At 70.2% G+C, this 23,410-nt stretch carries 21 protein-coding genes and 2 tRNA genes; 9 read left to right on the top strand and 14 right to left on the bottom strand.

Annotated features, from left to right (window positions below):
• Positions 1-4: 4 nt before the first annotated feature.
• Complete coding sequence (locus tag ASC99_RS04825; RefSeq protein ID WP_057228619.1) at positions 5-529, bottom strand: peptidylprolyl isomerase; 525 nt, start codon at positions 527-529, stop codon at positions 5-7.
• A gap of 135 nt (positions 530-664) precedes the next feature.
• Here ASC99_RS04825 and ASC99_RS04820 point away from each other — a divergent pair, with 135 nt between their 5' ends.
• Positions 665-1,513, top strand: a complete 849-nt coding sequence (locus ASC99_RS04820; RefSeq protein WP_057228617.1) for a DUF5324 family protein — start codon at positions 665-667, stop codon at positions 1,511-1,513.
• Positions 1,514-1,579: 66 nt separating this feature from the next.
• On the opposite strand, the gene ASC99_RS04815 is transcribed toward ASC99_RS04820, so the two are convergent.
• The 13 genes from ASC99_RS04815 to dnaA form a co-directional block, all read right to left on the bottom strand.
• Positions 1,580-1,652 (bottom strand) — tRNA-Ala (locus ASC99_RS04815).
• Between the two features lie 130 nt (positions 1,653-1,782).
• The gene (locus ASC99_RS40080; protein WP_014137031.1) at positions 1,783-1,911 is read right to left on the bottom strand and encodes a DLW-39 family protein; all 129 of its coding nucleotides are present in this window, start codon (positions 1,909-1,911) and stop codon (positions 1,783-1,785) included.
• Between the two features lie 211 nt (positions 1,912-2,122).
• Positions 2,123-2,416 carry a DUF6191 domain-containing protein gene (locus tag ASC99_RS04805; RefSeq protein WP_057228742.1) on the bottom strand — a complete coding sequence of 98 codons (294 nt, stop codon included), beginning with the start codon at positions 2,414-2,416 and terminating at the stop codon, positions 2,123-2,125.
• A gap of 115 nt (positions 2,417-2,531) precedes the next feature.
• Positions 2,532-2,608 (bottom strand) — tRNA-Ile (locus ASC99_RS04800).
• Between the two features lie 16 nt (positions 2,609-2,624).
• Positions 2,625-3,986, bottom strand: a complete 1,362-nt coding sequence (locus tag ASC99_RS04795) for a cyclopropane-fatty-acyl-phospholipid synthase family protein (protein ID WP_057228614.1) — start codon at positions 3,984-3,986, stop codon at positions 2,625-2,627.
• A gap of 213 nt (positions 3,987-4,199) precedes the next feature.
• Positions 4,200-4,943 (bottom strand): DUF3566 domain-containing protein, encoded by a 744-nt coding sequence (locus ASC99_RS04790; RefSeq protein ID WP_082598080.1) that lies wholly within the window; start codon positions 4,941-4,943, stop codon positions 4,200-4,202.
• Positions 4,944-5,090: 147 nt separating this feature from the next.
• Complete coding sequence (gene gyrA, locus ASC99_RS04785; RefSeq protein WP_369824333.1) at positions 5,091-7,691, bottom strand: DNA gyrase subunit A; 2,601 nt, start codon at positions 7,689-7,691, stop codon at positions 5,091-5,093.
• A 47-nt stretch (positions 7,692-7,738) separates the two neighbouring features.
• The gene (gene gyrB / locus ASC99_RS04780) at positions 7,739-9,751 is read right to left on the bottom strand and encodes a DNA topoisomerase (ATP-hydrolyzing) subunit B (RefSeq protein ID WP_255359219.1); all 2,013 of its coding nucleotides are present in this window, start codon (positions 9,749-9,751) and stop codon (positions 7,739-7,741) included.
• A gap of 274 nt (positions 9,752-10,025) precedes the next feature.
• Positions 10,026-10,538, bottom strand: a complete 513-nt coding sequence (locus ASC99_RS04775) for a DUF721 domain-containing protein (protein WP_057228603.1) — start codon at positions 10,536-10,538, stop codon at positions 10,026-10,028.
• A 48-nt stretch (positions 10,539-10,586) separates the two neighbouring features.
• Complete coding sequence (gene recF, locus ASC99_RS04770) at positions 10,587-11,714, bottom strand: DNA replication/repair protein RecF (RefSeq protein WP_057228601.1); 1,128 nt, start codon at positions 11,712-11,714, stop codon at positions 10,587-10,589.
• A 40-nt stretch (positions 11,715-11,754) separates the two neighbouring features.
• Positions 11,755-12,630 (bottom strand): phosphogluconate dehydrogenase (NAD(+)-dependent, decarboxylating), encoded by an 876-nt coding sequence (gnd, locus tag ASC99_RS04765; protein ID WP_057228600.1) that lies wholly within the window; start codon positions 12,628-12,630, stop codon positions 11,755-11,757.
• A gap of 134 nt (positions 12,631-12,764) precedes the next feature.
• Entirely contained in the window at positions 12,765-13,895 is a 1,131-nt protein-coding gene (gene dnaN, locus ASC99_RS04760; protein ID WP_057228598.1) for a DNA polymerase III subunit beta, read from the bottom strand.
• Between the two features lie 1,022 nt (positions 13,896-14,917).
• The gene (dnaA, locus tag ASC99_RS04755; protein WP_057228596.1) at positions 14,918-16,831 is read right to left on the bottom strand and encodes a chromosomal replication initiator protein DnaA; all 1,914 of its coding nucleotides are present in this window, start codon (positions 16,829-16,831) and stop codon (positions 14,918-14,920) included.
• 504 nt (positions 16,832-17,335) lie between these two features.
• On the opposite strand from dnaA, the gene rpmH reads away from it, so the two are divergent.
• From rpmH to ASC99_RS04720, 8 genes are all read left to right on the top strand, one after another.
• On the top strand, positions 17,336-17,473 hold the full coding sequence (rpmH, locus tag ASC99_RS04750; protein WP_057228594.1) for a 50S ribosomal protein L34: 138 nt from the start codon (positions 17,336-17,338) through the stop codon (positions 17,471-17,473).
• A gap of 19 nt (positions 17,474-17,492) precedes the next feature.
• Entirely contained in the window at positions 17,493-17,921 is a 429-nt protein-coding gene (gene rnpA, locus ASC99_RS36890; protein WP_082598079.1) for a ribonuclease P protein component, read from the top strand.
• The gene (gene yidD / locus ASC99_RS04745) at positions 17,918-18,232 is read left to right on the top strand and encodes a membrane protein insertion efficiency factor YidD (RefSeq protein WP_057228590.1); all 315 of its coding nucleotides are present in this window, start codon (positions 17,918-17,920) and stop codon (positions 18,230-18,232) included. The genes rnpA and yidD overlap by 4 nt, the downstream gene beginning before the upstream one ends.
• A 36-nt stretch (positions 18,233-18,268) precedes the next feature.
• Positions 18,269-19,387 (top strand): membrane protein insertase YidC, encoded by a 1,119-nt coding sequence (yidC, locus tag ASC99_RS04740; RefSeq protein WP_063856975.1) that lies wholly within the window; start codon positions 18,269-18,271, stop codon positions 19,385-19,387.
• An 81-nt stretch (positions 19,388-19,468) separates the two neighbouring features.
• Positions 19,469-19,984, top strand: a complete 516-nt coding sequence (locus ASC99_RS04735; protein ID WP_057228585.1) for a R3H domain-containing nucleic acid-binding protein — start codon at positions 19,469-19,471, stop codon at positions 19,982-19,984.
• A 185-nt stretch (positions 19,985-20,169) separates the two neighbouring features.
• Positions 20,170-20,964 carry a 16S rRNA (guanine(527)-N(7))-methyltransferase RsmG gene (rsmG, locus tag ASC99_RS04730; RefSeq protein WP_057228583.1) on the top strand — a complete coding sequence of 265 codons (795 nt, stop codon included), beginning with the start codon at positions 20,170-20,172 and terminating at the stop codon, positions 20,962-20,964.
• 164 nt (positions 20,965-21,128) lie between these two features.
• On the top strand, positions 21,129-22,184 hold the full coding sequence (locus tag ASC99_RS04725) for a ParA family protein (RefSeq protein WP_082598078.1): 1,056 nt from the start codon (positions 21,129-21,131) through the stop codon (positions 22,182-22,184).
• Entirely contained in the window at positions 22,181-23,281 is a 1,101-nt protein-coding gene (locus ASC99_RS04720; protein WP_057228578.1) for a ParB/RepB/Spo0J family partition protein, read from the top strand. Before ASC99_RS04725 ends, ASC99_RS04720 begins: the two co-directional genes overlap by 4 nt.
• Positions 23,282-23,410: the final 129 nt, after the last annotated feature.

Genomic DNA, 23,410 nt, shown 5'->3' with positions numbered 1-23,410 from the left:
ATCGTCAGCCGCGGGTGATCTCGACCGACTCGATCACGATGTCCTTGACCGGGCGGTCGCCCCGGCCGGTCGGGCCCTCGGAGATCTCCTGCACGATCTTCTGGCTGGCCGCGTCCACGACCTCGCCGAAGATGGTGTGCTTGTTGGTCAGCCAGGTGGTGGGCTCGACCGTGATGAAGAACTGCGAGCCGTTGGTGCCCGGGCCGGCGTTGGCCATCGCGAGCAGGTACGGCTTGGTGAACGCCAGGTCGGGGTGGAACTCGTCGGCGAACTTGTAGCCCGGGCCACCGGTGCCGGTGCCCAGCGGGTCGCCGCCCTGGAGCATGAAGCCCTTGATCACACGGTGGAACACGGTGCCGTCGTACAGCGGCGCGTTCGACGGCTTGCCGGTGCGCGGGTCGGTCCACTGACGGGTGCCCTCGGCGAGCTCCACGAAGTTGGCAACCGTCTTCGGCGCGTGGTTCGGGAAGAGCTTGACCACGATGTCGCCGCGGTTGGTCTTCAGGGTCGCGATCAGGTCCTCGGCCACGGTGTGCCTTCCTTGTCTCTCTCAGTCAACTGACCTTCGAATCATCCCATGATCTGTCCGCCGTCCGGGGCAGAGCACTTCTTTCGGCACCCGCTTCCGGAGCAACCCGGCGCGCCGTGGGACAAACTGACATGCATGATCTCCAATCAGGTGGAAATGTGCATACAGGACGCCATCGAGGAGGAGAAGCTCGTGACCCGCTTGGACTCAGCCCGCGACACCGCCGACAAGGCCAGGGACACCCTCGCGCCCTATGCCGCCACCGCCAAGGAGACCGCCCAGCACTACGCGGCCGTCATGGACGAAGCCAGGAACCGCCTCGGCCCCAAGGTCCACGCGGCCGGCAGCCAGGCCAAGGCGGGCGCCGGCCAGGCGGCCCAGGCCGCCAGGGTCCAGTACGTCAAGCACCTCGCACCGCAGCTGGAGCACGCCTTCGGGTCACTGCCGCCGCACGCCCAGCAGAGCACCCTGAAGGCCGTGCACCGGGCCCAGGAGGCCGCCCTGGCGGCCAAGCTCTCCGCCACCCGGGCGGCCGACCAGGCCCGGGTCACGGTGCTCCCCCGGGTCACCGAGGCGGTCGAGCAGGCCAGGGCCGGCATCACCCCCGTCGCGCAGGAGGCCCAGCTGCGCGGCGCCGCCGCGTTCACCGCACTGCAGGGCAACGTCAGCGCCGCCGAGATCAGCGAGCTGGCCGCCAGGAACGTCAGGAAGCGGCAGCGGCACGGCTGGGCCACCGGCCTGGCCGTCACCGGCGCGCTGGCGATCGCCACCGGGCTGATCGCCTGGCAGTGGTGGCACAGTCGCAGCAACCCGCAGTGGCTGATCGAGCCGCCCACCGAGGATGGCCCCGAGTCCCAGCTGAACGGCTCGGGCCCGGCCGGCACCGGCGCCACCGCCGCCTCCACCCCCTCGCCGAGCGCCGACCCCGAGGACCCCACCCACGAGGACCGGCCGAAGCCGCACGACCCGCGCAAGCCGCACTGACCCGCCGGAAACGCAGTACGGCCGCTGACCTGATCCCAGGTCAGCGGCCGTACCGTTACCACGCTGTGGAGCTTAGGAGACTCGAACTCCTGACATCTGCCTTGCAAAGGCAGCGCTCTACCAACTGAGCTAAAGCCCCGTGGTCGCCGTGCTGCGCACCAGCGTACCCGTTCCGTCCGGCAATCCCGCAAAGGACCCCGGCCGGAACGGACTTCGGGTCGGCCCCGGCTGAGGGGCCGGGACCGACCCGGGAAAGATCGTCCGTCGCGTCAGCGGCCGGCCGGGACCGGGTCGGTGGCCTCGGTCCAGAGGTCCTGCTCGGCGCGGTCCGCCTGGACCTGACGGTAGACAAAGAAGCCGCCGAGGGCGACCAGGGCGACCAGGAGAAGCTTCTTCACCGCGGGGACCTCGTCCTTCTTGCTGTGGATGGGCCCAGAGAACCGCGGACCCTCGGTATGTACGAGCACGAACCGGCGGCCGGAGTGCAGACCGCCCTGCGGCCGATGATACACATCGGTAACCCGTTCCCGAGAGGTCACCGCGACTCGTCAACCGCCCGACCGACACCCGGGATTGACGCCGTGCCTCCTGTCGTACAACCAGCGCCGCCTACCTCCGCGGCAGCCGCAGCACCGCCCGGCCCCCGTCCAGATCCACCGGGCCGAGCGGCGGAGCACCGTCGCCCTCCTCGTCCCGCAGCATCAACGTGGTCTTGCGCTGCTCCAGTTCGTGCTGCTTCCCGGCCGCGAACTGGGCGTGCAGCTGCTCGAACCCGGTCGCCGAGATCTGCCCCTCCCGCCCCGTCCCCCGCCACGGCACCCACTTGGCCCGCCCGGCCCGCAGCGCCAGCTGGTCCAGAAAGGCCACCAGCACCAGCGCACAGACCAGCCCCGGCAGACTCATCGCCCAGAAGATCGCCACACCACTCACCCCAAGCTCGGCAGATCCCCATCCTCCGGCGCCCGCCCCGGAAACGCCAGAAGGCCCGGAGTGGAAATCCACTCCGGGCCTTCTGCGGTGGTGGGCCTAACAGGACTTGAACCTGTGGCCTCTTCCTTATCAGGGAAGCGCTCTAACCGTCTGAGCTATAGGCCCTTGCCGCACTGAAAGATTAGCGGACCGACGGCCGATCTCCCAAATCCGTATCGGCGGGGCCCAGCTCAGGGGCTGCGGCGAGCCACTGGGAGCGGGTGGCGGGCAGGTTGCTGGCGCCCGTGGCGGTGGGCCGGACGGCGAGGATCTGGTTGATCCCGATCCGGTTCTGCTCGAAGGCCAGCGCGCAGGCGGCCATGTACAGGCGCCAGACCCGGGCCCGGCCGTGGCCGACCAGGCGGGTGGCCTGCGGCCAATGCGCCTCCAGGTTGGCGACCCACTCGCGGAGGGTGAGGGCGTAGTGCTCGCGGAGCGACTCGAGGTCGCGGACCTCGAAGCCCGCCTCCTCCAGGGCCCCCACGGTGGCGCCGACGGGGGAGAGCTCGCCGTCGGGGAAGACGTAGTGGTCGATGAAGGGACTCGGGCTGTACTGGATACCGGGCAGGTCGGGGCGGCGGGCGATCTGGTGGTTCAGCAGCCGGCCGCCCGGGGCGAGCAGTCCGTACAGGCCGCTCGCGTAGACCTGGTACTGGACGGTGCCGACGTGCTCGGCCATGCCGACGCTGGAGATGGCGTCGAACGGGCCGTCGGAGATCTCCCGGTAGTCCTGCAGGCGGACCTCGATCCGGTCGCCGAGCCCGGCCGCCTCGACCCGCTGCCGGGCCAGTGCGACCTGCTCGGCCGAGATCGAGACGCCGACCGCCTGGACCCCGTAGTGCTCGGCGGCGTGCAGCAGCAGCGAGCCCCAGCCGCAGCCGACGTCCAGCAGGCGCATGCCGGGCCGCAGGCCGAGCTTGCGGCAGATCAGGTCGAGCTTGGCCGCCTGGGCGTCCTCCAGACTCTTGGCCGTGGGCTCCCAGTAGGCGCAGGAGTAGACCATCGAGGAGCCGAGCACCAGGCGGTAGAACTCGTTGCCGACGTCGTAGTGGTGGCTGATCGCGGCCCGGTCGCGGCCCCGGCTGTGCGCGTGGCCGCCGCCGAGCCTGGCCTCCTCCGGCGGGGGAGTGGGCCGCGGGCCGAGCGCCCCGGCCCGCAGGGCCAGACCGAGCAGGCGACGCCCGGCCGGACCGACCACGTCCCGGGGGCCGAGCCGGAGCCGGAGGACCTCCGGGCGCTCGGCGAACTCGGCGGCCGCCGAGAGGACTTCGTACAGGTCGGCGCCGGGGGCCAGGTCCAGGTCGCCGGAGACGTACGCCCTGGTCAGGCCCAGCTCGCCGGGCTGCCAGATCAGGTGCCGCAGGGCCCGGCGGTTGCGCAGCACCACCAGCGGGCCGTCGGACGGGCCGGCCTCGCTGCCGTCCCAGAGCCGGACCCGGAGCGGGATCCTGGCCCCGAGCAAGTCCTCGACCGCCCCGAGCAGTTGTGTTGCGAGCTGAGCCATGCCACGCCTCCGACCGCCGAATCGTCTCTGCCGGCCCCGCTCCCCCGCGGACAGCCAACACAGCCCGGCACGCCACCCGCAGTGCGGCACGCCGGGGCCGGACGGCTGTCACCCGAATGCAGCGGGCCCCGAAAGCTGGAACAGCCTTCGGGGCCCGCAGATTCCGATCTCCGAACAGGAGGCCGAAGCTGGCCAAAAACAACCGACGGAGCGTCAGTCCTCTTCCGCCAGCGTGAGCTCGACGCCGCCGGTGAACCCGGCCGCGGTGTTGTAGATGAAGGCGGAGAGGGTGGCCAGTGCGGTCATCAGCACCACGTCCACCACCGCGATCAGCATGGTGAACATCATCACCTTGCCGAACCCGACGTAGTCCATCAGGTCGACCGCCCCGGCGGACTCGTTGCCGGTCATCTCCTTCAGGGTGCTCCCCAGCGAGTCGAAGACCCCGAGCGCGTCCAGGGTCATCCAGAGCACCGCGGTCGCCACGATGATGACCACGCCGACGGCCAGCGAGAGCAGGAAGCTGACCTTCATCACCGACCAGGGGTCGGCCTTGGTGACCCGCAGCCGGGCCTTGCGGACCCGGCCGACCGGCGCGGCGGGGCCCGGGCGGCGCGCGGCGGAGCCCGCCGGAGCGGCCGGCCCGGGCGGGCCCGTCCGGGTGCCCCGGGGCGGCGTGGGCTGCCCCTTGGTGTACGTGGTCGGCTGCGAGAAACCGGCCGGGGCCGGCTGCTGCGCGGGCGGCTGCGGCGCCGAGCCGTACCCGCCACCACCACCGGAGGCGACCGGCGGCATCAGCGAGGTCGAGGCGGCCGACTCACCCCCTACCGGGGGCGCCCCGGCAGGGCGCGGCGGCACCCCGGGCAGTCCACCGGTCGCGCCGCCGACTCCACCGTACGAACTGCCGCCCGGCAGTCCGCTCCCGGCACCGCCCGCAGCACCCGTGGCTCCACTCACCCTGGTCCTCCCGCAACTCACCCAGCAGGTCGGGTGGTCACCGCCCTGCTCGTTTCAACTGCTCCAGCGCCCGGCCGGATTGCCCGGTACTGGTCAGTGGCCGGTGCCCGTCCGCGAGGGTCGGGCACCGGCCACCAGGGCTTGCGATCAGGCCTGTTCGGCCACGTCGTCAGCCGTGGTCACATCGTCGGCGGCCACGGAGGTGTCGGGGGCAGTGCCCTCCTCCTCCAGGACCTCCTCGTCGTCCGCCTCCGCGTTGCGGGCCATGCCCACCACCGCGTCGCGCTTTCCGAGGTTGATCAGTTGGACGCCCATCGTGTCACGTCCGGTTTCACGAACTCCGGAAACCCTGGTCCGGATGACACCGCCCGAGAGGGTGATCGCCATGATCTCGTCGGTCTCCTCGACCACCAGGGCACCGACCAGCGAGCCCCGCCCCTCGACGATCTTCGCCGCCTTGGTGCCGAAACCGCCCCGGCCCTGGACACGGTACTCGTCCACGCCGGTGCGCTTCGCGTACCCACCGTCGGTGGCCGTGAAGACGAAGGTGCCGGGCCGGACCACGTTCATCGAGAGCAGCTCGTCGTCCTCGCGGAACGCCATGCCCTTCACCCCGGAGGTGGCCCGGCTCATCGGCCGGAGCGCCTCGTCGGTCGCGGTGAACCGGATCGACTGGGCCTTCCTCGACACCAGCAGCAGGTCGTCCTCGGCGGAGACCAGCTCGGCGCCGATCAGCTCGTCGTCCCGGCCGTCCTCGATCTCCCGGAGGTTGATCGCGATCAGACCGCCGGAGCGCGGCGAGTCGTAGTCCTTGAGCGGGGTCTTCTTCACCAGACCGCCCCGGGTGGCCAGCACCAGGTAGGGCTTGTCCTCGTAGGTGCGGACCGCCATCACCTGGGTGATGTGCTCCTCCGGCTGGAAGGCCAGCAGGTTGGCCACGTGCTGGCCGCGGGCGTCCCGGCCGGCGTCGGGGAGTTCGTAGCCCTTGGCCCGGTAGACCCGGCCCTTGTTGGTGAAGAACAGGATCCAGTTGTGCGTGGTGGTCACGAAGAAGTGGTCGACGAGGTCGTCCTGCTTCAGCTGCGCACCCCGGACACCCTTGCCGCCGCGCTTCTGCGAGCGGTAGAGGTCCGAGCGGGTGCGCTTGACGTAGCCGCCCCGGGTGATCGTGACGACGATGTCCTCTTCGGCGATCAGGTCCTCGACCGACATGTCGCCGTCGAACGGGATCAGCGTGGAGCGCCGCTCGTCGCCGTACTTCTCGACGATCGCGGTCAGCTCCTCGGAGATGATCTCGCGCTGGCGGGACGGCGAGGCCAGGATCGCGTTGTACTCGTTGATCTTGGCCTGCAGCTCGTCGTGCTCGCTCAGGATGCGCGCGCTCTCCAGCGCGGCCAGCCTGCGCAGCTGCATCTCGAGGATCGCGTTGGCCTGCAGCTCGTCGATGTCGAGCAGGCCCATCAGGCCGCTGCGGGCCGCGTCCGCGCTGTCCGAGGCCCGGATCAGCGCGATCACCGCGTCGATCTGGTCCAGCGCCTTGAGCAGGGCGCGCAGGATGTGCGCGCGCTCCTCGGCCTTGCGCAGCCGGAACGTGGTCCGGCGGACGATGACCTCGACCTGGTGGTTGACCCAGTGCCGGATGAAGGCGTCCAGCGACAGCGTGCGCGGCACCCCGTCGACCAGGGCCAGCATGTTGGCGCCGAAGTTGGTCTGCAGGTCGGTGTGCTTGTAGAGGTTGTTCAGCACCACCTTGGCGACCGCGTCACGCTTGAGCACGACCACCAGGCGCTGGCCGGTCCGGCTGGAGGACTCGTCCCGGACGTCGGCGATGCCGGCCACCCGGCCGTCCTTCACCAGGTCGGCGATCTTCAGCGCCAGGTTGTCCGGGTTCACCTGGTACGGCAGCTCGGTGATCACCAGGCACTGCCTGCCCTGGATCTCCTCGACCTCCACCACCGCGCGCATGGTGATCGAGCCGCGGCCGGTCCGGTACGCGTCCTCGATCCCGCGGCGGCCGACGATCAGCGCACCGGTCGGGAAGTCCGGCGCCTTGATCCGCTCGATCAGCGCCTCCAGCAGCTCCTCGTTGGAGGCATCCGGGTGCTCCAGCGCCCAGAGCGCGCCGGAGGCGACCTCGCGGAGGTTGTGCGGCGGGATGTTGGTGGCCATGCCGACCGCGATGCCGGTGGCACCGTTGATCAGCAGGTTGGGGATGCGGGCCGGCAGGACGGTCGGCTCCTGCGAGCGGCCGTCGTAGTTGGCGGCGAAGTCGACGGTCTCCTCGTCGATGTCCCGCATCATCTCCATGGCGAGCGGCATCATCTTGCACTCGGTGTACCGCATCGCTGCGGCCGGGTCGTTGCCCGGGGAACCGAAGTTGCCGTTGCCGTCCACCAGGGGCATCCGCAGCGACCAGGGCTGGGCGAGGCGGACCACGGTGTCGTAGATCGAGGTGTCGCCGTGCGGGTGGTAGTTACCCATCACGTCGCCGACCACGCGGGCGCACTTGTAGTAGCCCTTCTCGGGCCGGTAGCCGCCGTCGTACATCGCGTAGAGCACCCGGCGGTGCACCGGCTTGAGGCCGTCGCGCACCTCGGGCAGCGCCCGGCTGACGATCACGCTCATCGCGTAGTCGAGGTACGAGCGCTGCATCTCGGTCTCGAGCTCGATCGGCTCGACCCGGGACACGAAGGTGTCGGTGGAGAGGGTGTCCGGCTGCTCGCCGTCAGGACGGTTTTCGTCGACCACTGCTGGTCAGTTTCCTTTCACGCGGACTGGAGTGTGCTGAGGGTGCGTCACACGTCCAGGAAGCGGACGTCCTTGGCGTTGCGCTGGATGAAGGACCGACGGGCCTCGACGTCCTCGCCCATCAGGACCGAGAACAGGTCGTCGGCGCGGGCCGCGTCCTCCAGGGTGATCTGCTGGAGCAGCCGGTGCGCCTGGTCCATGGTGGTGATCCGGAGCTCCTCGGCGTTCATCTCGCCGAGACCCTTGAAGCGCTGGATGGCGTCGTCCTTGGGCAGCCGGCGCCCGGCACCCACACCGGCCGAGATCACCGCGTCGCGCTCACGGTCGGAGTAGACGTACTCGAAGTCGTCCTTGCCCCACTTGATCTTGTACAGCGGCGGCATCGCCAGGTAGACGTAGCCGCCCTCGACCAGCGGGCGCATGAAGCGGAACAGCAGGGTCAGCAGCAGGGTGCGGATGTGCTGCCCGTCGACGTCGGCGTCCGCCATCAGAACGATCTTGTGATAGCGGAGCTTGGTCTCGTCGTAGTCCTCCTGGATGCCGCAGCCGAAGGCCGAGATCAGCGCCTGGACCTCGGTGTTCTGCAGCACCTTGTCGATCCGGGCCTTCTCGACGTTCAGGATCTTGCCGCGGATCGGCAGGATGGCCTGCACCCTGGGGTCACGGCCCTGCTTGGCCGAGCCGCCGGCCGAGTCGCCCTCGACGATGAAGATCTCGCACTCGGACGGGTCCTTGGACTGGCAGTCGCTCAGCTTGCCCGGCAGCGAGGCGGACTCCAGCAGGCCCTTACGGCGCGTCAGGTCACGCGCCTTGCGGGCGGCGACCCGGGCGGTGGCCGCCTGGATCGACTTGCGGATGATGTCCGAGGCCTCGGTGGGGTTGCGGTCCAGCCAGTCGTTCAGCTGCTCGTGCACCACCCGCTGGACGAAGGTCTTGACCTCGGTGTTGCCCAGCTTGTCCTTGGTCTGGCCCTCGAACTGCGGCTCGCCGAGCTTGACCGAGATGATCGCGGTCAGACCCTCGCGGATGTCCTCGCCGGAGAGGTTGTCGTCCTTCTCCCGGAGCAGCTTCTTGTCCCGCGCGTAGCGGTTGACCAGGCCGGTCAGCGCGGCGCGGAAGCCCTCCTCATGGGTGCCGCCGCCGTGCGTGTGGATGGTGTTCGCGAAGGAGTAGACGCTCTCCGTGTAGGAGCTGTTCCACTGCATCGCGATCTCCACCGAGATCGTCTTCTCCTTGTCCTCCGCCTCGAAGTCGATCACCGAGGGGTGAATGACGTCGCCCTTGCGGGAGTTCAGGTGGGTGACGAAGTCGGCGATGCCGCCGTCGTAGCGGTAGGTGATCGAGAGCGGCTTGCCCTCGTCGTCCGCGTGCTCCGGGCGCTCGTCGGTCAGCGAGATCGACAGGCCCTTGTTCAGGAAGGCCATCTCCTGGAACCGGCGGGAGAGCGTCTCGAAGGAGTAGACCGTGGTCTCGAAGATCTCCGGGTCGGCCCAGAACGTCACCGTGGTGCCGGTCGTGTCGACGGCCTCGTGCTGGGCCAGCGGCGCGGTCGGTACGCCCGACTTGTACTCCTGCGTCCAGCGGGCGCCGTCGGTGAGGATCTCCACCGCCAGGCGGGTGGAGAGCGCGTTCACCACCGAGATGCCGACGCCGTGCAGACCGCCGGAGACGGCGTAGCCGCCGCCGCCGAACTTGCCGCCCGCGTGCAGGACCGTCAGCACGACCTCGACGGCGGGCTTGTCCTGGCCGGGCATGATGCCGACCGGGATGCCACGGCCGTTGTCGGTGACCCGGACGCCGCCGTCGGCCAGGATCGTCACGTCGATGGTGTCGGCGTGCCCCGCCAGCGCCTCGTCGACGGAGTTGTCCACGATCTCCTGCACCAGGTGGTGCAGACCGCGCTCACCGGTCGAACCGATGTACATGCCGGGGCGCTTGCGGACGGCGTCGAGACCCTCCAGCACCTGGATCGCGTTGGCGTCGTACGCCCCACGAGTGTCGACGGGTGCCGCCTGGTCGGTGGGGTCTGGGGTCTGGCTGGAGTTGCCGGAATCGGCCACGAAGCGCCCTCTCTGGCACAGCGCGGGCCGCGGACCTGCCCATCGGACGGGCGAGCCTGCGACCACGGCGTTTCGACTCGGTTGCTACAAGCAACAGTGTTTGGCTCTCAGTCTACCGGTAGGACTGACATAGATGGCCGTTTGGCAGCCTCAGAAGGCAGATGAGCCGCCCTGAATACCCTCGGGACATGTCCCGATACTCGCCAGGGGGTCTCAGAGCGCTCAAAAGGGCCGTCAGCGGTTCCGGAAGATCGGCTTCCCTTCGGCACCCGGGCTACCCCCAGGTGTCGCCCGGCCCCTTGCTCCCCGGGGCCCGCAGCCGGCCGTACCCGCGCTGCGGTGCGGCCGGCCCCAGCACCTTGATCACCTTGACCGTGCCGTGCCCCAGCTCGTGGTTCAGCCGGGCCACCAACTGACGTGCCAACAGCCTGAGTTGGGTGGCCCACGCGGTCGAGTCGCACTGCACGGTGAGCACCGCCTCGGCCTCCGCGTACTCCTTCGGCACACAGTGCGCCGCGATGTCGGGCCCGACGATCTGCGGCCAGCGGCCCATCACCCCGCCCACCGCGGCCGGCGCCTCCCAGCCGCGCTCGGTGATCAGCCGGGTCAGCGCCGCCCCCAGCGGAACCGGATCGCGGCCGTCCGCGCGCGCCCCGCTGCGCAGCCCGTGCCGCTTCGCCTCACGCTTCTCGCGGACCTGCTCACCACGCTGCCTGGCCTGCTCCTTCGCCGCGCGCAGCGCGACCCGGGCCAGGTCCACGCCCGAGAGCTCCGGTGTCTCGCCCATGGCGGCACTCCTTTTCCCCAGGCTGTGGATGAAGTTTCCAGAGTACGGCTACGGGGTCAGCCGGGTCACTGTTCCGTCCGCCACTGCGAAGCGGGCGCCGGCCAGCGCCTTCGGTACGTCCTCCGGGACGGCGGCGGTGACCAGCACCTGCTCGCCCCCGGCCACCAGTTCGGCCAGCCGGTCCCGGCGGCGGGCGTCCAGCTCGGCGAAGACGTCGTCCAGGATCAGCACCGGCTCGCCGCCGTCCGCCTTCAGCAGCTCGTACGAGGCCAGCCGGAGCGCCAGCGCGTACGACCAGGACTCACCGTGGCTGGCGTAGCCCTTGGCGGGCAGCGGGCCGAGCTGCAGGCCGAGCTCGTCGCGGTGCGGGCCGACCAGGGTCAGGCCCCGGGCCACCTCCTGCGGGCGGGCCTGCCGGAGGGCTTCGAGCAGCTGCTGCTCGGCCTCCTCGCGGCTAGTCGGCAGCGCGCCCTCGAAGGAGCTCCGGTACTCCAGCACGGTCTCCCCGCCGCCGGGCGCCAGCTGCTCGTAGGCCTGCGCCACCAGCGGCTGCAGCGCGGCCACCAGCTGGAGCCGAAAGGCCGTCAACTCGGCGCCGGCCCGGGCCAGATGACTGTCCCAGATCTCCAGGGTGGAGAGGTCCGCGCCCTTGCCGCCGCGGCGGGCCTGGGCGGCGGTCTTCAGCAGGGCGTTGCGCTGCTTGAGCACCCGCTCGTAGTCCTGCCTGACCCCGGCCAGCCGGGGTGCCCGGGCGGTCAGCAGCTCGTCCAGGAACCGGCGGCGCTCACCCGGGTCGCCCTTCACCAGGGCCAGGTCCTCGGGGGCGAACAGCACGGTGCGGAGCAGGCCCAGCACGTCCCTCGGGCGGACGTTGTCGGAGCGGTTGATCCGGGCCCGGTTGGCCTTGCCCGCGGTGATCTCCAGCTCGACCAGGGTCGACCGGCCGTCCCGCAGGATGCTGGTGCGGATCACCGCCCGCTCGGCGCCGAGCCGGATCAGCGGGGCGTCGGTGGCCACCCGGTGGCTGCCCAGGGTGGCGACGTAGCCGATCGCCTCGACCAGGTTGGTCTTGCCCTGGCCGTTCGGGCCCACGAAGGCCGTCACGCCGGGGTCGAGGGGCACCTCGGCCCCGGCGTACGAACGGAAGTCGGCGAGCGACAGATGCGCGACATGCATGGGTGTGAACTGCGCTCGCCTTCTGGGGAGTTGGTCGGTCCTACTTCGACTCGACCGCGTGGCCACCGAACTGGTTGCGCAGCGCGGCGATCATCTTCATCTGCGGGGAGTCGTCCTGCCGGGAGGCGAACCGGGCGAACAGCGAGGCGGTGATCGCGGGCAGCGGCACCGCGTGGTCGATCGCGGCCTCGACCGTCCAGCGGCCCTCACCCGAGTCGGCGGCCCAGCCCTTGAGCTTGGCCAGGTGCTCGTCGTCGTCCAGCGCCCGGACGGCCAGGTCGAGCAGCCAGGAGCGGATCACGGTGCCCTCCTGCCAGCTGCGGAAGACCTCGCGCACGTCGGTGACCTCGGGGGCCGCCTCCAGCAGCTCCCAGCCCTCGGCGAAGGCCTGCATCATCGCGTACTCGATGCCGTTGTGGACCATCTTGGCGAAGTGTCCGGCGCCGACCTTGCCCGCGTGCACGCCGCCGAACTCGCCCTCCGGCTTCAACGCGTCGAAGACCGGCTGCACCTTGGCGACGTCCGCGGCCTCGCCGCCGTACATCAGCGCGTAGCCGTTCTCCAGGCCCCAGACGCCACCGGAGACGCCGCAGTCGACGAAGCCGATGCCCTTGGCGGCCAGCGCCTCGGCGTGCTTGACGTCGTCCGTCCAGCGGGAGTTGCCGCCGTCGACCACCACGTCACCGGGGGAGAGCAGCTCGGCCAGCTGGTCCACGGTGTCCTGGGTCGGGCCGCCGGCCGGGACCATCACCCAGACCACGCGCGGGGCCTGGAGCTTGCTGACGAGCTCCTCGAGGCTGTCCACGTCGGCGAGTTCCGGGTTGCGGTCGAAGCCGATGACGGTGTGCCCTGCGCGGCGGATGCGCTCGCGCATGTTGCCGCCCATCTTGCCGAGACCGATGAGGCCGAGCTCCATGACAAGTCCTTACCTGTGGTGACGTGCCTGACGGCGGCGCCGTTGCCGCACAGGGCTGAGCCTACGCCGCCGACCCAACAGGACTCCCCCGGCCAGAGCTGACCGGGGGAGTGTCCACAGCCTGTGGATCAGGGTCAGCCGGAGAGCCGGACCGGCATGATCAGGTACTGGTACGCCTCGTCCGCCTCGGCGTCCACCGCGGGGCGGCCGCTCAGCAGGGCCGGCTTGGTGGAGGTGGTGAAGCTCAGCTGGGCGTACGCGGAGTCGATGGCCTTCAGGCCCTCCTCCAGGTAGCCCGGGTTGAAGGCGATCGAGATGTCGTCACCTTCGAGGTCGGCCTCCACCCGCTCGGTGGCCTGGGCGTCGTCGCCCGAGCCCGCCTCCAGGGTGAGCACACCCTGCTCGAAGCTCAGCCGGACCGGCGTGTTCCGCTCGGCCACCAGCGAGACGCGCTTGAGTGCCTCCAGGAACGGCTGGGTCTGGATCGCGGCGACGGCGCTGAACTCGGTCGGGAAGAGGCTGCGGAACTTCGGGAACTCACCCTCGAGCAGCCGGGTGGTGGTCCGGCGGCCCGCGCCCTCGAAGCCGATCAGGCCCTCACCGGCACCGCCGGAGGCGAGCGCGATGGAGACCGTGTCGCCGCTGCCGAGCGACTTCGCGATGTCCTGCAGGGTCTTGGCGGGCACCAGGGCGACCGCCGAGATGTCGGCCTGCTCCGGCTTCCACATCAGCTCGCGGACCGCGAACCGGTAGCGGTCGGTGGCGGCGAGGGTGATCTTGTCGCCCTCGATCTCCACCCGGACGCCGGTGAGCACCGGCAGGGTGTCGTCGCGGCCGGCCGCGACGGCGGCCTGGCTGACGGCCGAGGCGAAGACCTCGCCGGAGACCGTGCCGGTCGCGGTGGGCATCTGCGGCAGCGACGGGTACTCGTCCACAGGAAGCGTGGGGAGTGTGAATCGCGAGGAGCCGCAGACCACGCTGACCCGCATGCCGTCGGTGGAGATCTCCACCGGCCGGTTCGGCAGGTTGCGGGAGATGTCGTTCAGCAGCCGGCCGGAGACCAGCACCGTGCCCGCCTCCTCGACCTCCGCCACCAGCTCGACCCGGGCCGAGACCTCGTAGTCGAAGCCGGAGAGGGCCAAGCTGCCGTCCTGCGCCGTCAGCAGCAGGCCGGCCAGCACCGGCACCGGCGGCCTCGCCGGGAGGCTGCGGGCAGCCCAGGCCACCGCCTCCGCGAGGACATCACGCTCCACCCGGAACTTCACCGGTAACCGCCTCCTGGGTCCTGCTGTTGTCAGCGTCTTGATCGTCTGGCCGGACCGGACCCGCTGGGCTCAGCCCCTCGGCTCCGGTTGCCGGAGAACAGTCTCTCCTACTCCACCGACAGCCGGGGCACACGGGCGGAAGCAACCCGAACAGATGTCGCGATCCGGTTGTCCACAGATTTCGGCCCACCCCACGATTAAGCATGTTCAGGGGTCTATAGGTGTAGTGGTAGTAGTAGGGCCTGTGGATACCGTGGATAACCTTGTTTTCGCAGGTCAGACCCGGTTTTTTGTCCACAACACCTGTGGACGTGGAGTGTGGACAACCAGGCCCTGCTGTGGACGACCGAGAGTTACCCACAGGGCACTCTGAGTATCCACAGGTTATCCCCAGGTCCGTCCCCAGATCATGGACCGGTTATCCACGGGCCCCGGTCAACATCACGTGACGGCTTTCACACCGCCTGATGAACGGGCAGCCAATGTTGTCGAACTGTGGACGCCGCTGTGGAGAACCTGGGGATAACTGCCCTGGTCCTGGGGACGAGCGGTGGATAACCCATTCGGCCCACTGGCGGTCCGTCAACTGTCCACACCCTGTGGATAACTGTTGTGCACAAGTGCACAGGGGGCTGACCTGCGTCGAAGAGCGTAGCGGCGCCCAGCCTGTGGAGGAATTCTGGATAACTCCGGGCTGCCCAGGCTGTGGACGGGGAAAAACCACCCGATCCTGTGGATTGCGGCCCTACGGCTCTGACCTGTTCGAATAGCTGGTCAGTTGTTCGGCGTGGCAGCCGGCCTGGCGGAGCGTCAGTCGGTGGATTACTGCCCGGCCGACCTCCGCTCCACACCTGCTTTCACCCGCTACGCCCCCGGACGGGCCGTACCGCCGCCCCGACGCCGCCCCGTCGCTGCCCCGCTGTTGCCCGCCGCCGCCGCTGTGCGGCCGCCCCGGCGGCGGGTACGCGAAAGGGGAGCCAGCGCCGCTGACTCCCCTTCAGACACCCGGTACCGCCCCGGGCTCAGCTCTTGATGCGGTTGGTGAGCTCGGTGACCTGGTTGTAGATCGAGCGCCGCTCGGCCATCAGCGAGCGGATCTTCCGGTCCGCGTGCATCACGGTCGTGTGGTCCCGCCCGCCGAACTGGGCGCCGATCTTCGGCAGCGAGAGGTCGGTGAGCTCCCGGCAGAGGTACATGGCGATCTGGCGGGCCGTCACCAGCACCCGGCTGCGCGAGGAGCCGCAGAGGTCCTCCACGCCCAGACCGAAGTACGCGGCCGTCTGCTGCATGATCACCTGCGCGGTGATCTCGGGGCCCGCGTCCTCGTCGCCGCCCGGGATCAGGTCCTTCAGGACGATCCCGGCCAGCTCCAGGTCGACCGGCGCCCGGTTCAGGTTGGCGAAGGCGGTGACCCGGATCAGCGCGCCCTCGAGCTCCCGGATGTTCCGGGTGATCCGGGACGCGATGAACTCCAACACATCGGCGGGAGCGTTCAGTTGCTCCTGGATCGCCTTCTTCCGCAGGATCGCGATCCGGGTCTCCAGCTCCGGCGGGGTGACGTCGGTGATCAGTCCCCACTCGAAGCGGTTCCGGAGCCGGTCCTCCAGCGTGATCAGCTGCTTGGGCGGCCGGTCCGAGGAGAGCACGATCTGCTTGTTGGCGTTGTGCAGCGTGTTGAAGGTGTGGAAGAACTCCTCCTGGGTCGACTCCTTGGACGCCAGGAACTGCACGTCGTCGACCAGCAGGATGTCCATGTCCCGGTACCGCTTGCGGAAGGCGTCCGCCTTCCCGTCCCGGATCGAGTTGATGAACTCGTTGGTGAACTCCTCGGAGCTCACGTACCGGACCCGGGTGCCCGGGAACAGGCTGCGCGAGTAGTGCCCGATGGCGTGCAGCAGGTGGGTCTTGCCCAGGCCGGACTCGCCGTAGATGAAGAGCGGGTTGTACGCCTTCGCCGGGGCCTCGGCCACCGCCACCGCGGCGGCATGCGCGAAGCGGTTGGAGGCGCCGATCACGAAGGTGTCGAACAGGTACTTGGGGTTCAGCCGGGCGGCCGGCTCGTCCTTGCGCGAGCTGCCACCGGCCGGCGGGGCACCGGGCGGTGCGGGCACCCCGGGGCTGGGCGTGCGTTCCGGCATGCCTCCCCGGCCGGGCGGGCCCGACTGCGGCCGGACGTCCGGGAGTTGGGAGCCCTGCTCGGGCTGCCCGAGCGGCGGCCGGGACGGTACCCGGCGGACCGGGGCGCCCTGCGTCGGGGCACTGTAGGCGCCCCCGAACAGGTCGTCCTGGCCGGTCTCCCGGCCCGGGTAGCCGGACTCCCAGCCGCGGTTCTCGGGCCCGTTCTCGGCGGCCGACCAGGAGGACTGCTGCTCGCCACTGCCGCCGCCGTACGGCGCGGGGCGCTGCTGGTAGCCGGCGGTGTCGTACCGGCCGCGCTCGTATCCCTGCTCGGACGGCGTCTCGTACGGCCTGGAGTACTCCTCCGGCGCCTGGTAGTTGTCCTGCGACTGGTAGCCGTCCTGGTTCTGGGACGGCCAACGGCCGGGCTCCGACTGGCGGTTGTCGTACCCGCCGGGCTCCTCCCGGTACTGCGGACGGGGCGGCCACTCCTCGGCCGGCGCCTGCTCGGCGGGCTGCTCCGCGGTGGCCTGCGGTGCGGGCGGCGGCACGGCGTTGGCGTCCACCATCACGGCGATCCGGACCGGCCGGCCGAAGCCCCGGCTCAGCTCCTCGGTCAGCGGCGGCAGCAGCCGGCCCTCCAGCACCTGCTTGGCCCGCTCGTTCGGAGCCGCCAGCAGGGCGGTGTCGTGCATCATCCACATCGGCTGGGTCCGCCGCAGCCACATCTTGTCGCTGTCCCCGACATCCGGGTCGTTGACCAGCCGCTCGACGACCCTCGCCCAGACCGCGACGAGATCGCTGTTGACATCAGCCACTGGTGCACGCTTTCTCGTTCCCCGGAGCGGGGGTCTCAAAGGACTCGGGTACCGGTCCGATCCAGACGAACAAACCCGACAAGTCCTGCAACGGTAGTCAGCCGACTGGACTGATTCAAGTTGTTGTCCACAGGCTGTGGGCAGGGCGCTCGGGTGACCGGGTCGGACGGGGTGGGTGTCGGTGCCGCCCTTGCGGCGCCTGGCCTCTATCATGATCGGAAAGCCGTCGTGGGCGATCCGGCGGGCCGGTGACCAACACCCGGTTTGACCCCCCGCACCCGTCCCGCGTACCGTGACCAGGTCGAGTTGTCGATGGCCGCTGCCGCATGCCCGCGGGTCCGCCCGCATCCATAAGGCGCGCAGCACGGGCGCCGTGGATTACCTCAACCCCCAGCCGACCTGGGACGTTGAGGCTGGATTTCCCATCCAGGGGAGATCACGCGGACGCACGGTGACGGCCAAGCGATTTCCCGTCATCCTACGATTCACCCCAGGAGCCCCCGAGTGAGCAAGCGCACCTTCCAGCCGAACAACCGTCGTCGCGCGAAGACCCACGGCTTCCGGCTGCGGATGCGTACCCGCGCCGGCCGCGCCATCCTGGCGACCCGCCGCGGCAAGGGCCGTACCAACATCTCCGCCTGATTCGATCCAAGGGACTGCAGTGCTGCCCTCCGAGAATCGGCTGCGGCGGCGCCAGGACTTCGCGACCGCGGTCAAACGTGGTCGTCGGGCCGGTCGGCCCCTGCTGGTGGTCCATCTCAACAGAGATGGGCAGCCAGGGGGGCAGACCGACCGGAACAGCGACTCCCGCCCGCACGTCGCCGAGGGGCTTCCTTCGGCGCGTGCGGGTTTCGTCGTGAGCAAGGCCGTCGGTCCGGCGGTCGTGCGCAATCTGGTCAAGCGTCGTCTACGTCATCTGGTCCGGGAGCGCCTGTCCGGGCTGCCCGCAGGTAGCCTGATCGTGGTGCGCGCACTGCCCCAGGCCGGGGCGGCCACGTACCAAGATCTCGAACAGGACCTGGACGCGGCGCTACGACGGTTGCTCCGGGCGGAGTCGACCGGCGGCGCGCCGACGGGAGCAGGGCGATGAAGTATCTGCTGATGGGGCTGATCAGGCTCTACCAGTGGACCATCAGTCCCCTGCTCGGTCCGGTCTGCCGCTATTACCCGTCGTGTTCGCACTACGGGTACGAGGCGGTGCGGTCGCACGGTGCGATCAAGGGCAGCGGGCTGACCGCCTGGCGCATCCTCCGCTGTAATCCCTGGTCCCCCGGTGGGGTCGACCACGTACCGCCGCGCAGGCATCCGGTGTGGCATCGCCGGCTGCGCGATCTGCTGAGCCCCACGAGCGGGACCGCCGAGCCGGAGCCGGTGGCGAAGCCCGATGTCCAAGGAGTCTGACCGGTGACCTTCGGTTTTCTGAGTCCCCTCTACACAATGGTGTCCTGGATCATCGTCCAGTTCCATTCGCTGTACAGCCACGTCTTCGACCCGAACGGTGGCTGGGCCTGGGGTCTCGCCATCGCCTCGATGGTGGTCGTCATCCGGATCTGCCTGATCCCGCTGTTCGTGAAGCAGATCAAGGCGACCCGGGCCATGCAGGCGATCCAGCCGAAGATGAAGGCCATCCAGGAGCGCTACAAGAACGACAAGCAGCGCCAGTCCGAAGAGATGATGAAGCTGTACAAGGAGGCGGGTACCAACCCGTTCTCCAGCTGCCTTCCCATCCTCGTGCAGGCGCCGTTCTTCACCGCGCTCTACGGTGTGCTGGCCTCGGTCGCCAACGACAAGACCATTGGTGTGATCACCCCGACGCTGCTGGCCAGCGCGCAGCAGGCGCACATCTTCGGTGCCCCGCTGTCGGCCACCTTCCTGGGCAGCACCGAGGTCAGCGTCAAGATCGTCACGGCCGTGATGATCATCCTGATGTCGCTCTCGCAGTTCATCACCCAGCGTCAGCTGATGACGAAGAACATGGACCTCACGGTCAAGACGCCGTTCATGCAGCAGCAGAAGATGCTGATGTACGTCTTCCCGATCATGTTCGCCGTGATGGGCATCAACTTCCCGGTCGGTGTGCTGGTCTACTGGCTGACCACCAACGTCTGGTCGATGGGTCAGCAGCTGATCGTCATCCACAACAACCCGACCCCGGGCAGCCAGGCGTGGGACGAGCGGCAGGCCCGCCTGAAGAAGGCCGGCCGGCTGAACCCGGACGGCTCGGTCAAGAAGGTCAGCCTGCTGGCCCGGCTCTCCGGTGGCGGCGGCAAGACCTCGGCGGCGACCACCGCGGAGCAGGCCGTGCAGGAGGCCGTGCAGGCCCGTCGGCAGCAGCCGAAGAAGCTGACCAAGGCCCAGCGGCAGCACGGCACGGGCAGCGCGTCGACCGCCGAGACGGAGAGCGCGGCCGAGGACGCCAAGCCGAGCCTGGAGAAGTCCGCGCCGGCCGATGCGAAGCCGGCGGCGGCCAAGCCGACGGCCGCCAAGAGCGGTCCGCGCCAGCAGCCGAAGCGCACCGGGCAGTCGGGCGGCCAGCGGCCGAAGAAGAAGCCCTGACCGGCCTGATCCCGGCCGTAACGGCCCACTGATCTTCGTTCTCGGCCCCACCCGAGGGCCCATTCCAGAAGGAGTCCAGCAGTGACGGAAGGCACCACCGCCACCGACAGCCCGGCCGCCGACACCCTCGTTGCCCGCCTGGAGCAGGAGGGCGACATCGCGGCCGACTATCTGGAGGGTCTGCTCGACATCGCGGACCTGGACGGCGACATCGACATGGACGTCGAGGGCGACCGCGCCCTGGTCTCCATCGTCGGCGAGGGCAACGACCGGTCGCTGCAGCGGCTGGTCGGCCAGGACGGTGAGGTGCTGGAGGCACTCCAGGAGTTGACCCGGCTGGCCGTGCACCGGGAGACCGGTGAGCGCAGCCGCCTCATGCTGGACATTGCGGGGTTCCGGGCGCGCAAGCGGGCGGAGCTGGCCCAGCTGGGTGCCGAGGCGGCCGAGCAGGCGAAGTCCTCCGGCGAGCAGGTCAAGCTGCGTCCGATGACGCCGTTCGAGCGCAAGGTGGTCCACGACGCGGTGGCCGCAGCAGGTCTGAGCAGCGAGTCGGAGGGCGAGGAGCCCCAGCGTTGCGTGGTCGTGCTGCCGCGCTGACGCGCCGCAGCCGGTCGGTCCGACGACCCCGTCCGCCTTGTGCGGGCGGGGTCGTCGTCCGCTCGGGCCCGCCGGTCGGCCGGGCTGAGTGAGCGTCATGAGTGCGCTGTTTCACGTGAAACGGCTCCTGCGTGACACAGTGGTTGCGAGCGTGGGCGGTGGAGACGGTGAGCGGAGAGGCAGAGATGGACACGGACGGCGTGGAGACCGAGGGCACCCCCGAGGAGGGCGGGCCCGAGGGTCTGCCGGAGGCTCCGGCGGTGGCCCGGGAGATCTTCGGGGACCGGTACCCGGTGGCCGTGCGCTACACCGAGTTGCTGGCCACGGCCGGTGTGCAACGCGGGCTGATCGGCCCGCGGGAGGTCCCCCGGCTCTGGGACCGGCACGTGCTGAACTGCGCGGTGCTGGCCGAGCTGCTGCCGCCCGGCGCCTCGCTCTGTGACGTCGGTTCGGGGGCCGGGCTGCCCGGTATCCCGGTGGCGATGGTCCGCCCGGACGTCTCGGTGACCCTGCTGGAGCCGCTGCTGCGCCGGACCACCTTCCTGGAGGAGGTGGTCAGGGAGCTCGGTCTCGACAACGTCACGGTGCTCCGCGGCCGGGCCGAGGAGATGATCGGCAAGCTCGCGGTGGACATCGTGACCGCCCGCGCGGTGGCCCCGCTGGACCGGTTGGCGGGCTGGGGCCTGCCGCTGCTCCGGCCGTACGGGCAGATGCTGGCGCTCAAGGGGGACACCGCCGAGCAGGAGCTGGCCGACTCGCGGTCCGCGCTGACCAAGCTGGGCGCGGTGAAGTGGTCGGTGCTGGCGGTCGGCGAGGGAACCCTGGAGACCTCGACCCGGGTGATCCGGGTGGAGGCGGGGGAGAGTCCCGGCGGGGTGAAGGCGGCGACCCGGCGGGCCAAGGCGGCCCGGGCCGGGCGTGGTGCCCGGGCGGCCGAGGCCGGCCGTGGCGGCAGCGGCGCAGGCCGGCGTCGGCGCTGACGGGCCGGTCCTGGCCCGGCCGGGGCTGCGGCTGATCGGCTCAGTGGACTGACGGAGCGGGTACCCGGACGGGTGCCCGCTCCGGTGCGTCCGGGGCGGTCGGAGTGTCGCACCGTCAGATTTCCGACATTGTGGGCATGGTGTTTCACGTGAAACGTCGCTCAATGCTTTCCGGAATCCTCGGCCGCAGCCGGGCGGTGACTGTTGCCGCTCCGGTTTCACGTGAAACACTGACCCCCATGCAGGACTCGGAGACCATCGACCACGTCGATGACACGCCCATCGCACGGGCCGCCATGGCCGCGGTGGCAGCTGCCGGACGGGCCGGTGAGGGGCTGCCCAGGCCCGCCTCGACCCGGGTGATCGTGGTGGCCAATCAGAAGGGCGGGGTGGGGAAGACCACCACTACCGTCAACCTCGCGGCCGCACTGGCCATGCACGGACTGCGCGTCCTGGTGGTCGACCTCGACCCCCAGGGGAACGCCTCCACCGCGCTCGGCATCGACCACCACGCCGATGTGCCGTCGATCTACGACGTGCTGGTGGAGGGCAAGCCGCTGGCCGACGTGGTGCAGCCGGTCCGGGACGTGGAGGGGCTGTTCTGTGTGCCCGCCACCATCGACCTGGCCGGCGCCGAGATCGAGCTGGTCTCGCTGGTGGCCAGGGAGAGCAGGCTGCAGCGGGCGATCACCGCGTACGAGCAGCCGCTGGACTACATCCTGATCGACTGCCCGCCCTCGCTGGGGCTGCTGACGGTCAATGCCCTGGTGGCGGGTCAGGAGGTGCTGATCCCGATCCAGTGCGAGTACTACGCGCTGGAGGGTCTCGGCCAGCTGCTGCGCAACGTCGAGCTGGTCCGGGCGCACCTGAACCCGACCCTGCACGTCTCCACCATCCTGCTCACCATGTACGACGCCCGGACCAGGCTGGCCGCCCAGGTGGCCGAGGAGGTCCGGACCCACTTCGCCGATCAGGTGCTGAACACGGCGATCCCGCGATCAGTCCGGATCTCGGAGGCACCCAGCTACGGGCAGACCGTGCTGACCTACGACCCGGGCTCCACCGGGGCGCTCTCCTACCTGGAGGCCGGGCGTGAACTCGCGCTGCGGGCAGCCGGGTTGGCGACGGACGGATTCGCGGCACCCGCAGTGGGGCAGCAGCGCAACAGCGCGGCGGCTCCGATGGCACAGCACGGCAGCACGATGGAGGACAACCGGTGAGTGGTGGGCGCAGGGGCCTGGGACGTGGGCTCGGGGCACTGATTCCGGCGGCGACGCCCGCGACCGGGGCCACCGTGGCCCCGGCCCGTTCGGAGCCGGCTTCGCTGCAGACGGCGGGTGCGGTCTCGCCGTCCGCCGTCCCGGTGCTGCCGACCGACCGGGGCACGGTGGCCGCCAAGGTGGCGGCCGAGATCGCCCGGGACCAGTCGGGACTGCCGCGCCGCAGCGTGCTGGAGGAGGCGCTGGCTCCGGTGGAGGGTGCCCGGTTCGCCGAGCTGCCGCTGGACTCGATCGTGCCGAACCCGCGTCAGCCGCGTGAGGTCTTCGACCAGGACAAGCTGGCCGAGCTGGTCGCCTCCATCAAGGAGGTGGGCCTGCTCCAGCCGGTGGTGGTCCGGCAGACCGGTGCGGACCGCTATGAGCTGATCATGGGCGAGCGGCGCTGGCGGGCCACCCGGGAGGCCGGCCTCGACCTCATTCCGGCGATCGTCCGGGCCACCGACGACGACAAGCTGCTGCTGGACGCGCTGCTGGAGAACCTGCACCGGGCGGAGCTCAACCCGCTGGAGGAGGCGGCCGCCTACGACCAGCTGCTGCAGGACTTCTCCTGCACCCACGACGAGCTGGCCGACCGGATCGGTCGCTCCCGTTCGCACGTCTCCAACACCCTGCGGCTGCTGAAGCTCTCGCCGACCGTGCAGCGCCGGGTGGCCGCCGGGGTGCTGACGGCGGGTCACGCCCGGGCCCTGCTCGGGGTGCCGGATGCTGAGCGGCAGGACCAGCTGGCCCGGCGGATCATCGCGGAGGGTCTCTCGGTGCGGACCACCGAGGAGATCGTCTCGGTGATGGACAAGGACGAGAAGCCGCAGCGCCCGACCGGGCCGAAGGCGGGCCGGCTCCTCTCGCCGGCCTTCAACGACCTCTCGGAGCGGCTCTCGGACCGCTTCGAGACCCGGGTCAAGGTCGAGGTCTCGCAGCGCAACGGCAAGCTCGGCAAGGGCAAGGTGGTACTGGAGTTCGCCTCGGTGGAGGACCTGAACCGGATCTTGGACAGCCTGGCGCCGGGGGACGAGGGGCTCCGACTGTCGGGCAGCTGAGGTTGCCAGCTGGTCCAGGTTGCCGGTCTGTTCCGATGGGTGCATGTTTCACGTGAAACATGCACCCATCGTCGTTCGTCGTACGGGGTGAGCCGCTCGCTGGTGACGGTCCGTCGGGGGGCCGCGGAG

Source organism: Kitasatospora sp. Root107 (assembly GCF_001424875.1).
Lineage (GTDB): Bacteria > Actinomycetota > Actinomycetes > Streptomycetales > Streptomycetaceae > Kitasatospora.
The sequence above is the reverse complement of the archived record's forward strand: the minus strand, read 5'-3'. Positions and strand labels throughout refer to the sequence as shown.

Excerpts from the sequence above, each read along its gene's own strand:
- ASC99_RS04820 (WP_057228617.1), top strand. The coding sequence starts at position 665 with ATGATCTCCAATCAGGTGGAAATGTGCATACAGGACGCCATCGAGGAG.
- ASC99_RS04805 (WP_057228742.1), bottom strand. The coding sequence starts at position 2,416 with ATGAGTCTGCCGGGGCTGGTCTGTGCGCTGGTGCTGGTGGCCTTTCTG.
- ASC99_RS04795 (WP_057228614.1), bottom strand. The coding sequence starts at position 3,986 with ATGGCTCAGCTCGCAACACAACTGCTCGGGGCGGTCGAGGACTTGCTC.
- ASC99_RS04775 (WP_057228603.1), bottom strand. The coding sequence starts at position 10,538 with ATGGGCGAGACACCGGAGCTCTCGGGCGTGGACCTGGCCCGGGTCGCG.
- recF (WP_057228601.1), bottom strand. The coding sequence starts at position 11,714 with ATGCATGTCGCGCATCTGTCGCTCGCCGACTTCCGTTCGTACGCCGGG.
- gnd (WP_057228600.1), bottom strand. The coding sequence starts at position 12,630 with ATGGAGCTCGGCCTCATCGGTCTCGGCAAGATGGGCGGCAACATGCGC.
- yidD (WP_057228590.1), top strand. The coding sequence starts at position 17,918 with ATGAAGTATCTGCTGATGGGGCTGATCAGGCTCTACCAGTGGACCATC.
- yidC (WP_063856975.1), top strand. The coding sequence starts at position 18,269 with ATGGTGTCCTGGATCATCGTCCAGTTCCATTCGCTGTACAGCCACGTC.
- rsmG (WP_057228583.1), top strand. The coding sequence starts at position 20,170 with ATGGACACGGACGGCGTGGAGACCGAGGGCACCCCCGAGGAGGGCGGG.
- ASC99_RS04725 (WP_082598078.1), top strand. The coding sequence starts at position 21,129 with ATGCTTTCCGGAATCCTCGGCCGCAGCCGGGCGGTGACTGTTGCCGCT.